Genomic DNA, 11834 nt, shown 5'->3' with positions numbered 1-11834 from the left:
TTCACCGCGATGTTCCGGCCGCGATGAACTGTGCGATGAATTCCGCCGCAGGTTGCGGCCTGCCCAGGTGGAAGCCCTGGCCGTAGTCGCAACCCATGTCGGCAAGCTGTGCCTGGGTGGCCGCGTCCTCGATGCCCTCGGCGGTCGTGGCCAGGTCCATGTGATGGGCCATGTTGATGATGGCGCGAACCAGCTTGCCGGTATGCGGCTCGCTGTGCATGGCGGCGACCAGCGACTGGTCGATCTTCAGTTCCGTGGCCGGGAACTGCCGCAGGTAGGCGATCGAGGCGTAGCCCGTGCCGAAATCGTCGATCGCGATGCGGATGCCGTGATCGCGCAGTCGACGCAGCACCTGTACGCTCAGGTCGAGATCGTTGACCAGGGTCGTTTCGGTGATCTCCACGATCACGGAGGTCGCTGGCACGCCCCAGATTTCCAGCGCGCCGATCAGCTGCTCCACCATGCCGGGACGCGACAGCACGCGCGGCGAGAAATTGATCGCGAAGCCCAGGTTCTGGTCACGCGGCAGGTTGGCCACGTGGCGCAGGGTGGTGTTCACGCTCCAGCGGGTGAGCACCGAAATCAGGTCGCTCTGCTCGGAAAACGGCACGAAGTTGGCGGGCGACACCTCGCCGTGGTTGACGCTGCTCCAGCGTGCCAGCGACTCGGCGCCGGCGATGCGGTTTTCCTGCAGGTTCCAGATCGGCTGGAAAAACACCTGCAGGCGGTTGGCGTCCAGCGCCTCGCGCAACTCGTCGTAGAAGATCTCGATCTGGGTGTCGTGCGGCTGGTAGACCACGCACAGCTCGCCGCGTCGCTGCGCCTCGTCCAGCGCCATGCCGGCACGGCGACACAGGCGGTCGGCGCTGGGGCCATGCTCGGGAAACAGCGCAATGCCCATCACCGGCCGCACCAGCCAGGGCGAGGCGGTGCCCGCCAGCGGCTGCTCGAATGCCTGGATCAGGCGGGTGCTGGCCAGCAGGGCGTGGTTGTAGCTGAGCATGGCCGGCAGCAGTACCACGAAGCTGTCGTCGCCAGCGCGGAACACCCGGTCGATCGGACGCAGCGAATGCTGGATCAGCGTCTGCGCCATGTCCTCGGCCTGTTCGCCCTGGGCGTAGCCGAAACGCAGGCTGATCTCGCGCAGGCCGGGTACGCGCAGCACCAGCACGGCGAAGCGCTCGCCGGCGCTGGCCTGGATATGCGCCTCGATCTCGCTGAAGATGTGTTCGCGGTTCAGCATGCGCTGGCAGGTCCGTGGCGGCGTGGGTGGGCAGGGTGGCGGGCCATCATTACAGGAAGAACCGTGTCGCATCGACACCGTAGTCGCCGACCGCCAGGCTGCGCACGATGTCGACGCCGTCCTTGTCGCCCAGCTGCATCAGGTCCACCGGGCGGAAGTCGTCGAGCGGCTGCTTGTTCGGCGCGCTCAGGATCGCCACGCGCGGGCGCAGCCGGCGCACCTGGTTCTGTGCCATCACGATGGCCACCTCGCCGGTGCTCAGCTCGACCAGCGAACCGGTGGGGTAGACCCCCAGGCAGACCTGGAACTGCTCGACCATCTCGGCCTGGTACAGCCGGTTGCGCGCCGCATAGATCTGCTGCAAGGCCTGGTGACGCGAAATGGCGGCGCGGTAGGGGCGGGCGCTCGACATCGCATCGTAGCTGTCGATGATGCCGAGCATGCGCCCGCTGATCGGGATCACGTAGCCGGCCAGGCCTTCGGGATAGCCACTGCCGTCGTGCCGCTCGTGATGCGTGCGCACGATGTCGAGCACGTCCAGGTTGGCGATGCCCGCCTCCTCCAGCACGGTCAGTCCATGCGCGACATGCGAGCGGATGATGTCGACTTCGCTCGGTGCCAGCGAGCCCTGGTATTGCAGTAGTTCCTCGGGCAGGCGGGTCTTGCCGACGTCCATCAGCAGGCCGCCGGCGGCCAGGCTGAAGATGGTCTCCTCGTCGAACCCCATGTGCCGGCCGAACGCGGCGGCCAGCGCGCTGCAGCTGATCGCGTGGCTGTAGGAGTAACTGTCGCTGCGGCGCAGGCCCTCGATCAGGAAGAATGCGTCGGCACTGCGCAGCACGGTGGTCACCAGCGGGCGCACGGCTTGCTCGACGTGTTCCACCGACAGCTCGCGGCCGCTGGCGATGTCCTCGAACAGCCCGTCCACGATCTGCGAGGCATTCTCGAGCGCGGCGCGTGCGCGCGGCGCCTCGTCCTCGACCGCCACCAGGTCGGTGTAGTGCGTGCTGCTGTTGAAACGGTAACGGGACAGGTCGGTGCGGGTGAGCGCCTGCGCTGACTCGCGCTCGATCAACCGGCGGGCGTCGATGTAAACCTCGCGGCACAGGCGCTGCAGCGTCGCGATGTCTTCCAGCCGGGTCAGCGCGACGCCCTGCAACGGGAACGGCGTCCCTTCCCATGGTCGATCCAGCCGGCACACGAACATGCCCAGCTGCAGGTCGGCCACGTCGATGCGGCGCTCTTCGATTTCAAAAGGCACGCGCTTTGCTCCCGCGGGAATGCCGAGGTCAACGCCGGATTCTGGTTGCGTGTCTGTCGCGGCCACCTGGTGGCGCCAGGAGCACGGTCGACAGCCACGAGCGAGCGTAGCAGCAGTCCGGATCGGGACGCCAACCGCTAGGGATGCTCTGATCTATTCAACGCAGGCGTCACCGGTCATGTCTGCCTGCAGCTGGGTGGCGCGCCGGCGAAGGCAGGCTGGCCGCTTGTCGAGACGGTGCACCGTACAGATGTGGGCAGACATAGCCGGCCCCAACCGATTGAAAACAATAATGAGGGGTGATGTCCAGATGGCCCGCATGCGGCAGCGCGCGGCTTGCCAAGGCGGCCAGCCTTGGCCGTGCCCCGCACTACCACCTGCGAACCTTCTGGACATCATGCCGCCTGTGCTGAATAGATCAGGGCATTCCTAGCTGCCGGATCGCGGCACGGTTACCCTGTGCCACCCCTCATGCATGACATCGAGAGCCATGTCGCTGACCCATCGCTTTCCAAGAACCGTCCGCACGATCCACCTCTACCTCGGCGTGTTCACCGCGCCGATGTTGCTGTTTTTCGCGTTGACGGGAGGGCTGCAGGCTTTTGGCCTGCACGAGACCAGTCGTGGCAGCAGCTACGCGCCCCCGGCGTGGCTGGTCAGCATGGCGCAACTGCACAAGAAGCAGACACTGGTGGTTCCGCCCAGGCGACCGCGCCCGCCGACGGCGCAGGCCGGGACTCCGGCGGCGCCAGCCGCGGTCGCATCGAGCAAGGCGCAACGCGGTGAAAACGACAACCGGCTGTTGAAGAATCTGCTGCCCATGAAGATCTTCTTCGCCTTGATCGCGTTGGGCCTGTTCACGTCGGTGCTGAGTGGGCTCTACATGGCCTGGCGCTTCAGCCGCCGGCCCGGCCTGTTTGGCGCGGTGCTGGCCGGAGGGATCATGGTGCCGTTGTTGCTGTTGCTGTTCTGAGCACGAGCTGTCGCGGCCGTGGCATGAACTAGGAACGCCACTTCACCCGCACGGGATTCCCCGTTCCATTCAAAAGGCGGATCGTATTTCATGGGTGCAGGCGCGCAGGCTCGGCCCTGCAAATCCATCACGCCGTCGGGCGATGTGGGATACCTTGTAAGGAGGAGGGACGCATGAGCGCGGCAACGCAACTTCCCGTGATGATCGTCGGCGCCGGACCCACCGGGTTGAGCGCGGCGCTGTTCCTCGCCCGCCGCGGGCTGCCGGTACGCATCATCGATGCGGCGGCGGAGCCGACCACGACCTCGAAGGCCTTGCTGGTCAACCCGCGCACGCTCGACATCCTGCGTGACAGCGGCGTGGCACGACGCATCGTGGGCGAGGGCCATGCGGTGGTCGGCGCCGTCCTGCATCGGGCGGGCCGGCAGGTGGCCTCGATCGATCTGCGCGGCGAGCTTTCGGCGCAGTTGCCGATCGGCCTGGCCCAGGCGGCCACCGAGGCCTTGCTCACCCAGGCGCTGGCGCAGTGCGGTGTGCAGGTGGAGCGCGGCACCAGCCTGCAGACGCTGCACCAGGATGCACAGCAGGTCAGCCTGAATCTGCAGTCGGGGCACGGCAACCGGACGGCGCATGCGTCGCTGGTGTTCGGCGCGGATGGCGCGCACAGCGCCGTGCGGCATGCGCTCGACATCGACTTTCCGGGGCACACGCTGGCCGAACCCTGGCTGTTGTGGGATCTGCATCTGCGCACTTCGCTCGACCCGCGCTGCGCGCATATCGTGCTGGCGCCGGATGGCTTCGTGTTCGTGATGAACCTGCAGGCCGACCTGTGGCGGGTCATCGGCAACGGCGCCGAACCGCTGGCGCAACTGCCCGGTGACAGCGTGGCCGGCCAGGTCGAGTGGCAGTCGCGGTTCCATATCGGCCACCGACTGGCCAGCCGTTTCGGTGCCGGGCGGGTGATGCTTGGCGGCGATGCCGCGCACATCCATTCGCCGCTGGGCGCGCGCGGCATGAACCTGGGCATCGAGGACGCCTGGGTATTCGCCGAGTGCGCTGCGCGTGCCCTCGGCGGAACAGTGGCGCAGCTGCAGGCCTACGCGGACTTGCGCCGGGCGGTGGATGGGCGGGTGGTGCGGAAAGTGGCGACGCTCACCCGGCTGATGGGTGGCCATCCACCCGTGCTGCGCCGGCTGCGCGACACGCTGGTGCCGCAGGCACTGAAACTGGCGCCGCTGCGGGGTCTCATGATCAGGACCCTGGCGGGCCTCGACCATCCGCTGCGGATGCCGAGCTGAGAGGTTGTGACTATTCAACCTCTCAGCCCGGCCACGGATGGCCGGACGCGGATCGAGCACGCATGTGCTTGATTCGCGTGAGCGAGTCCGGGCGTGTACCGGGCTCGCGATAGAAGAAAACCACAGGAAGTGGTTTTCTTCACAAGCTCTGAGTCCGCGCCTGTGGCTATCGAAGGCCGGTGAGCCCATCGCTGTCTCCATCGCGCAACCGGATACGAGCATGCCCAACATCCAGCTGGACCATACGCATCATCGGCCTTCGCACAGCAATTTTTCGCTGTGCTACCTGGCACACGACCTCGATGTGCCGATGAACGTGGGCAGCCTGTTCCGGATCGCCGATGCACTGGGCGTGGAGAAAATCCACCTGACCGGCAGGTCGCCGGTGCCGCCCAACAACAAGCTGAGGAAGACGTCGCGGGCGGCGGAAAAACACGTGCCTTTCAGTCACGCGGCGGACCCGTTGCCGGTCCTGCAGGAGCTGAAGGCGGCCGGCTATCGCATTATCAGCCTGGAGCTCACCAGCGCCAGCATCGACATCCGCCAGCTGGTGGTCCATGCCTCGGACCGGATCTGTCTGGTGCTGGGCTCGGAGAACGCCGGCGTGAGCCAGGCCCTGCTGGATCTCTCCGAGCAGACCGTGCACATCCCGATGCGCGGCCGGCATTCCTCGATGAATGTGGCGACGGCCTGCGCCATCGCCACGTTCGAGATTACCCGGGCGTTCTGCCCCTGATCAGGGTGCGTGGTGCAGGCCCGCGCCTCACAGCTGCATGTAGCTGTAGCCGCGCTGGCCGTACACCACGAAGTCGCTCAATGCCGACAGCGACACCGTGATGTCCGGGCCCAGATCGCTGTCGTGCAGATTCATCTCCGCCATCGCCTGGCCGCAGACCAGCAACTGCACGCCGGCCTGCTTCAACGCATGCAGGATCGGCAGGTTGGGGTTGTCGGTCTTGAACAGCTTGCGGTATTCGGCGTTGCTGGCGGCGGCGTAGGCGGCTTCGCCTTCCAGCACGGCCACGATATGCACGTGCGAAGGCGGCACCCTGGCAAAACCCATCAGGTTCACGGTGCGCGCCAGGCGCTGCAGCGAACCGAGCACCTCGTGATGATCCTTGCTGCCGTGGACCACGTCGACGATCACCTTGTAGTCGGCGTCGGGGTCGGGCTGCGCGGCGGCGTCCGGGCGCGGATGGACCCTGCCGAATCCCTTGATCACCGGATAGACCCAGGTCGTTTCCGGCGCCGAGGAGGCAGCGGCAGGGTGGCCGCCGGAAGTCGCCGCCATGCTCTGCAGCGGCAGCGCCAGCAGGACGGACACGGCGCAGGCGATCGTGCCGGCATGCGGAAATTTCCTGCTCATCGGCATCCCCTCTCATGCCGCCCAGCGCGGCTCGCGGACGATACTCCAGCGCACGGCTCGCTGTCCCGCGTTCGCAGTCGCCAGGCGTCGAACCGGGCGCGCCCGTTACCGCGCCTCCGGTCTCGCATGCTGGCGGCATCGCGCGGTCCGGCATACCATCGGCTGCCCATCGAGCCATCGTGGCGGAGCCTGCGTGCAACCGATCATCTCAGTCCAGCAACTCAGCAAGACCTATGCATCCGGTTTCCAGGCCCTGAAGCCGATCGACCTGCAGATCCGCAAGGGCGAGATCTTCGCCCTGCTGGGACCGAACGGCGCCGGCAAGACCACCCTGATCAGCATCATCTGCGGCATCGTCAACCCGAGTGCCGGCAGCGTCCTGGCGGACGGCCACGACGTGGTGCGCGACTATCGTGCCGCGCGCATGAAGATCGGCCTGGTGCCGCAGGAGCTCACCACCGATTCGTTCGAGACGGTGTGGAATACGGTGAGTTTCAGCCGTGGCCTGTTCGGTCGATCGCCCAACCCGGCGCACATCGAGAAGGTGCTGAAGGACCTCTCGCTGTGGAACAAGAAGGACAGCCGGATCATCACCCTGTCCGGCGGCATGAAGCGCCGGGTGATGATCGCCAAGGCCTTGTCGCACGAGCCGCAGATCCTGTTCCTCGACGAGCCCACCGCCGGCGTCGACGTCGAGCTGCGCCGCGACATGTGGGAGATGGTGCGCGGGCTGCGCGCCAGCGGCGTCACCATCATCCTGACCACGCACTACATCGACGAGGCGGAGCAGATGGCCGACCGGATCGGGGTGATCAACAAGGGCGAGCTGATCCTGGTCGAGGACAAGGCCGAGCTGATGAACAAGCTCGGCCGCAAGCAGTTGACCCTGCAGTTGCAGGATGCGCTGCCAGCCATCCCGGCCGCGCTCGACGGCTATGCGCTGGAACTTTCCGACGATGGCCGGCAACTGGTCTACAGCTTCGACGCGCAGGGCGAGCACACCGGCATCGACGTGTTGCTGCGGCGGCTGGCCGAGGCCGGCATCGACTTCAAGGATCTCAAGACCAGCCAGAGCTCGCTGGAGGACATCTTCGTGGACCTGGTCAGGGAGCGCGCATGAACATCCACGGCATCCGGGCGATCTACGGTTTCGAGATGGCGCGCACCCGGCGCACCCTGCTGCAGAGCATCGTCTCGCCGGTGATTTCCACCTCGCTGTACTTCGTGGTGTTCGGCGCCGCGATCGGTTCGCACATGAACGGCATCGACGGGGTCAGCTACGGCGCCTTCATCGTGCCGGGCCTGGTGATGCTGTCGCTGCTCACGCAGAGCATCTCGAACGCCTCGTTCGGGATCTACTTTCCGAAATTCGTGGGCACCATCTACGAGATCCTGTCCGCGCCGGTGTCGCCGTTCGAGATCGTCGCCGGTTACGTCGGCGCGGCGGCCAGCAAGTCGATCATCCTCGGTGCCATCATCCTGGTCACGGCGCGGCTGTTCGTCACCTTCGGCATCGCGCACCCGTTGTGGATGGTCGTGTTCCTGGTGCTTACCGCGGTGACCTTCAGCCTGTTCGGTTTCATCATCGGCATCTGGGCGGACAACTTCGAGAAGCTGCAACTGGTGCCCTTGCTGATCGTGACCCCGCTGACCTTCCTCGGTGGCAGTTTCTACTCGATCCACATGCTGCCGCCGCTGTGGCAGAAGGTGACGCTGTTCAACCCCGTGGTGTACCTGATCAGCGGCTTTCGCTGGAGCTTCTACGGCGTTTCCGACGTCAGCGTGGGAATCAGCCTGGGCATGACCCTGGTATTCCTCGCCATCTGCCTGGGCCTGGTGTGGTGGATCTTTCGTAGCGGCTACCGGCTGAAAGCCTGAGCGGCGGTCGCCCCTTGTGTTGAGGGCCTGGCTGGCAGTCACTTGGCCGAATCGTGCTGCCGAATGAGGATAGGATGCGCGGTTACGCTGAACGATTCGGGCGCGGGAAAGTCGAAACCGGTATCGACATGCAACAACGGGAAAGCACATGCGCAGGCAGAGATCAACAGGCAGCTGGGTCGTGGCGGTGGTCGTGGTGTTGGCGGTAGTCGCGGCCGGCGTATTCCTGGCACGCAAGGCGATGCATGCGGACCAATCCGCCGGGTCGGCAGCGGTCGCGCCGACTCCGGCCGTGCCGACGAGCGCTGCCGTGCCGATCCGGCATCCGATCGCCGATGCGCAGACGCAACCGGCCGGCGCCTCGACGGCCGCGCTGCCGCCACTGGATCAAAGCGATGACGAGGTGGCGTCGAACCTGCAGCGGCTGGCCGGCAACAGCCCGCTGTCCCTGCTGCTGGTGCGCCCGCAGATCATCGCGCGCATCGTGGCCACCATCGACGCCATGCCCGGCCGCAGCCTCGGCGGCTTCATGCTGCCGGCGCGCACGCCGAAGGGTGCCTTCGTCACCGGCAACGTCGACGGCAACACCGTGATCGGCGCGGGCAATGCCGCGCGCTATGCGCCGTACATGCAGGTCGTCGAGCAGGTCGATCCGCAGGCGCTGGTCGCCTGGTACGTGCACGCCTATCCGCTGTTCCAGCAGGCCTACCGGCAGCTGGGTTACCCGAAGGGTTATTTCAACGACCGCCTGATCGTGGCGATCGACAACCTGCTGGCTGCGCCGGAGCCGGCCGCGCCACCGGCGTTGCGGCTGTCCAACGGCTATTACGTCTACGCCGACCCCGGCCTGGAATCCCTGTCGGCGGGGCAGCGCCTGCTGCTGCGTACGGGGCCGGCCAATGAAGCAGCCATCAAGGCGAAGCTGCGCACCATTCGCAGCCTGCTGGTCGGACAGAACCTGCATCCGGCCGCGGCGGCCACAACCGGCTAGACCTTGTTCGGGTACGGCGAGCCGTCCTTGTGCGCGTAGACGTCGACGGCGCTGTCCCAATACAGGTCGATGTCGGGATAGTGGCAGCAGTCGCGCTCGCTGCGGCTGCCGATTTCCAGATAGACGGCCATCTGCGTGCCGCGATTGATCAGGTGGTGGCCGTCGACGCGGTTCTTCGGGAACGCCGCGCAGTCATTCGCGGCCAGCAGCTGTTCGCCGGTATCGGTGACCAGCACCAGCTCGCCGGACAGCACGTAGACGAATTCATCCTCGTCGGTATGCCAGTGGCGCTGGCTCGACCACGCGCCGGGCGGCAGCCGGGTCAGGTTGACGCCGAAATCGGTGAGGCCACCGGCATCGCCCAGCGCCCGCCTGATGCGCGCGCCGGCCGTCGCCGCGAAAGGTGATGGATAACCCGAGCCCTTGCGTTCGGGAACCTGGGAAACGTCGATCCTGGGCATGCGATTCTCCGCGGGTTGGCACCTCCTTATTGTGCGTCGGTGGCTGCGGCCTGGCGCATGTCCGGCTGATTAACCACCTTTGCAGGCCGGACCGGCTACAGTGGGGCGACGTCGCGAACGCGGTGGAGGTTGGAATCATGAAGCGTGGCTGCTGGCTGCTCGGGATGCTGCTGTGCTGCATGTTGCCGATGCTGGCGGTGTGTGCCGATACCCTGCCTGCCGGCGCGCATGCGGCGCCCCCGGCGATGGTGGCGCGAATCACCCTGGATGGCCCGATCGGGCCCGCTGCCGCGGAGTATTTCGACGATGCCGCGCAGCGCGCGGCGGCCGACGGCGCGGTGGCGATCGTGCTGCAGCTGGACACGCCGGGCGGCCTGTCCGAATCGATGCGTCAGATCATCGCGCGCATGCTGGCCAGCAAGGTGCCGACGCTGGTTTACGTGGCGCCGGGCGGGGCGCGCGCCGCCTCGGCCGGCACCTACATCCTCTACGCCGGACAGATCGCCGCGATGGCGCCGGCCACCCACCTGGGTGCGGCGACGCCGGTATCGCTCGGTGGAAGCACGCCGATGCCCCTGCCGAAGGCGGCAGACAAGTTGCCGGCCTCGGCCGGTTCCAGCGCGCCCGCCAAGCCGGATCAGGCCGATGACGATGCCGAATCGCACAAGGTGCTGAACGACGCGATCGCCTACATCCGCTCGCTGGCGCAGTTGCGCGGGCGCAATGCGACCTGGGCCGAGCAGGCGGTACGCGGCGCGGCCACGCTGACCGCCAGCGAGGCGGCCCAGCAGCACGTGATCGACTTCGTGGCGAACGACGTGGCCGACCTGCTGGCCAAGGCTGACGGACGCAAGGTGCAGGTCGGCGAGCGCAGCGTCACCTTGCAGCTCAAGGGCGCCACGGTACGCGACTATGCGCCGGGTGCGCGCACGCGTTTCCTGGCGATCATCACCAACCCGACGATCGCCTATCTGCTGCTGCTTGGCGGCGTCTTCGGCCTGGCGCTGGAGGCCTTGCATCCGGGCGCGATGTTGCCGGGCATCGTGGGTGCGATCTGCCTGCTGGTGGGCTTGTATGCGCTGCAACTGCTGCCGGTGAATTACGCCGGGCTGGCGCTGATGGCGCTGGGCATCGGCCTGCTGGTGGCCGAAGCGGTCAATCCCACGGTGGGCGCGCTCGGCGTGGGCGGGGTGGTGTCGTTCGTGATCGGCTCGGTGATGCTGATGAAGACGGGCGTGCCCGGCTATGCCGTCAACCTCGGCGTGATCGGCGGCATCGCGGTCGGTTTTGCGGCGTCGCTGGGTGTGATCGTGTGGCTGGTGTTGCACGCGCGCCGGACGCGGCTGTTCATCGGCGACGCGGCGATGCTCGCCGACACCGGCTTGTTGCTTGAGCCCGTCACCGCCGACGGCGAGGGCTGGATGATGCTGCGTGGCGAACGCTGGCGCGTGCGCTGTGCCAGCGCCTTGCCCGCCGGTGCCAGCGTGCGCGTAGTGTCGCGTCAGGGATTGCTGTTGTGGGTCGAGCCGGCGCCAGCCGAAGCGAGCGTTTCATGAAGGCCAGGAGATAACCATGTTCGGATTTGTCGGTGTACTGATCATTCTCGGTGTGCTGCTGCTGTTCGCCGCGATCAAGATCCTGCCGGAGTACCAGCGCGGCGTGGTACTGACCCTGGGCCGCTACACCGGTACCAAGGGGCCCGGGCTGGTGCTGCTGATTCCGGTGGTGCAGAGCATGATCCGGGTCGACCTGCGCGTCACCGTGATGGACGTGCCGCCACAGGACGTGATCTCGCGCGACAACGTCTCGGTGCGCGTGAACGCGGTGGTCTATTTCCGCGTGGTCGATTCGGACAAGTCGGTGCTGGAAGTGGAGAACTTCCTGCAGGCCACCAGCCAGCTGGCGCAGACGCGCCTGCGTTCGGTGCTGGGCCAGCACGAACTGGACGAGATCCTGTCCCAGCGCGACTCGATCAACCACACCTTGCAGGTGACGCTGGACGAAGCCACCGATCCGTGGGGCATCAAGATCATGAACGTCGAGATCAAGGACGTCGACCTCAACGAGACGATGGTGCGCGCGATCGCGCGCCAGGCCGAGGCCGAACGCGAACGCCGGGCCAAGGTGATCCACGCCGAGGGCGAGATGCAGGCCGCCGAGAAACTGCGCGATGCCGCCGCGATGCTGTCGCAGCAGCCGCAGGCGCTGCAGCTGCGCTACCTGCAGACCTTGTCGGACATGTCCAACAACGGCAAGTCCTCGACCATCGTGTTCCCGCTGCCGCTGGATCTGATCAAGCCGCTGATGGAGGCATTTCCGTCGAAGCGGGATTCGGGTACAACGGACTGATCCATCTCGCACGA

At 66.6% G+C, this 11834-nt stretch carries 12 protein-coding genes; 8 read left to right on the top strand and 4 right to left on the bottom strand.

Going from position 1 to position 11834, the window contains the following annotated elements; all coding sequences use genetic code 11:
- Position 1: 1 nt before the first annotated feature.
- Positions 2 to 1243: a bifunctional diguanylate cyclase/phosphodiesterase gene (locus B0E47_RS15260; RefSeq protein WP_077515120.1), complete on the bottom strand. Its 1242-nt coding sequence runs from the start codon at positions 1241 to 1243 to the stop codon at positions 2 to 4.
- A gap of 49 nt (positions 1244 to 1292) precedes the next feature.
- Positions 1293 to 2504 carry an HD-GYP domain-containing protein gene (locus B0E47_RS15255; protein ID WP_139351479.1) on the bottom strand — a complete coding sequence of 404 codons (1212 nt, stop codon included), beginning with the start codon at positions 2502 to 2504 and terminating at the stop codon, positions 1293 to 1295.
- Between the two features lie 490 nt (positions 2505 to 2994).
- On the opposite strand from B0E47_RS15255, the gene B0E47_RS15250 reads away from it, so the two are divergent.
- The 3 genes from B0E47_RS15250 (at position 2995) to B0E47_RS15240 (ending at position 5511) form a co-directional block, all read left to right on the top strand.
- Complete coding sequence (locus tag B0E47_RS15250; RefSeq protein ID WP_077515119.1) at positions 2995 to 3477, top strand: hypothetical protein; 483 nt, start codon at positions 2995 to 2997, stop codon at positions 3475 to 3477.
- A 173-nt stretch (positions 3478 to 3650) separates the two neighbouring features.
- Positions 3651 to 4775 (top strand): FAD-dependent monooxygenase, encoded by a 1125-nt coding sequence (locus B0E47_RS15245; RefSeq protein ID WP_077515118.1) that lies wholly within the window; start codon positions 3651 to 3653, stop codon positions 4773 to 4775.
- A gap of 220 nt (positions 4776 to 4995) precedes the next feature.
- Entirely contained in the window at positions 4996 to 5511 is a 516-nt protein-coding gene (locus B0E47_RS15240) for an RNA methyltransferase (protein ID WP_168171081.1), read from the top strand.
- Positions 5512 to 5538: 27 nt separating this feature from the next.
- On the opposite strand, the gene B0E47_RS15235 is transcribed toward B0E47_RS15240, so the two are convergent.
- Complete coding sequence (locus B0E47_RS15235; RefSeq protein ID WP_077515116.1) at positions 5539 to 6141, bottom strand: DsrE family protein; 603 nt, start codon at positions 6139 to 6141, stop codon at positions 5539 to 5541.
- 193 nt (positions 6142 to 6334) lie between these two features.
- Between B0E47_RS15235 and B0E47_RS15230 the strand changes: the two genes are divergently transcribed.
- From B0E47_RS15230 to B0E47_RS15220, 3 genes are all read left to right on the top strand, one after another.
- Positions 6335 to 7261, top strand: a complete 927-nt coding sequence (locus B0E47_RS15230) for an ABC transporter ATP-binding protein (protein ID WP_077515115.1) — start codon at positions 6335 to 6337, stop codon at positions 7259 to 7261.
- On the top strand, positions 7258 to 8019 hold the full coding sequence (locus tag B0E47_RS15225; RefSeq protein WP_077515114.1) for an ABC transporter permease: 762 nt from the start codon (positions 7258 to 7260) through the stop codon (positions 8017 to 8019). The genes B0E47_RS15230 and B0E47_RS15225 overlap by 4 nt, the downstream gene beginning before the upstream one ends.
- 148 nt (positions 8020 to 8167) lie before the next feature.
- Positions 8168 to 9010 carry a DUF3014 domain-containing protein gene (locus B0E47_RS15220; RefSeq protein WP_077515113.1) on the top strand — a complete coding sequence of 281 codons (843 nt, stop codon included), beginning with the start codon at positions 8168 to 8170 and terminating at the stop codon, positions 9008 to 9010.
- Here the strand turns inward: B0E47_RS15220 and B0E47_RS15215 are convergent.
- Positions 9007 to 9471 carry a cupin domain-containing protein gene (locus tag B0E47_RS15215; protein WP_077515112.1) on the bottom strand — a complete coding sequence of 155 codons (465 nt, stop codon included), beginning with the start codon at positions 9469 to 9471 and terminating at the stop codon, positions 9007 to 9009. The two genes, B0E47_RS15220 and B0E47_RS15215, sit on opposite strands and share 4 nt — an antisense overlap.
- Positions 9472 to 9608: 137 nt before the next feature.
- On the opposite strand from B0E47_RS15215, the gene B0E47_RS15210 reads away from it, so the two are divergent.
- Together B0E47_RS15210 and B0E47_RS15205 are read left to right on the top strand one after the other, a co-directional pair.
- Positions 9609 to 11027, top strand: coding sequence for a nodulation protein NfeD (locus B0E47_RS15210; protein WP_077515111.1), 1419 nt, complete (start codon positions 9609 to 9611; stop codon positions 11025 to 11027).
- 16 nt (positions 11028 to 11043) lie between these two features.
- Positions 11044 to 11820: a slipin family protein gene (locus B0E47_RS15205; RefSeq protein ID WP_077515110.1), complete on the top strand. Its 777-nt coding sequence runs from the start codon at positions 11044 to 11046 to the stop codon at positions 11818 to 11820.
- The last annotated feature ends 14 nt before the right edge of the window (positions 11821 to 11834 follow it).

The sequence above is a fragment of the Rhodanobacter sp. B05 genome (assembly GCF_002001085.1).
In the GTDB taxonomy this organism is placed as follows: Bacteria; Pseudomonadota; Gammaproteobacteria; order Xanthomonadales; family Rhodanobacteraceae; genus Rhodanobacter.
Note: the sequence above shows the minus strand (reverse complement) of the source record. Positions and strands in the feature narration are given on the sequence as shown.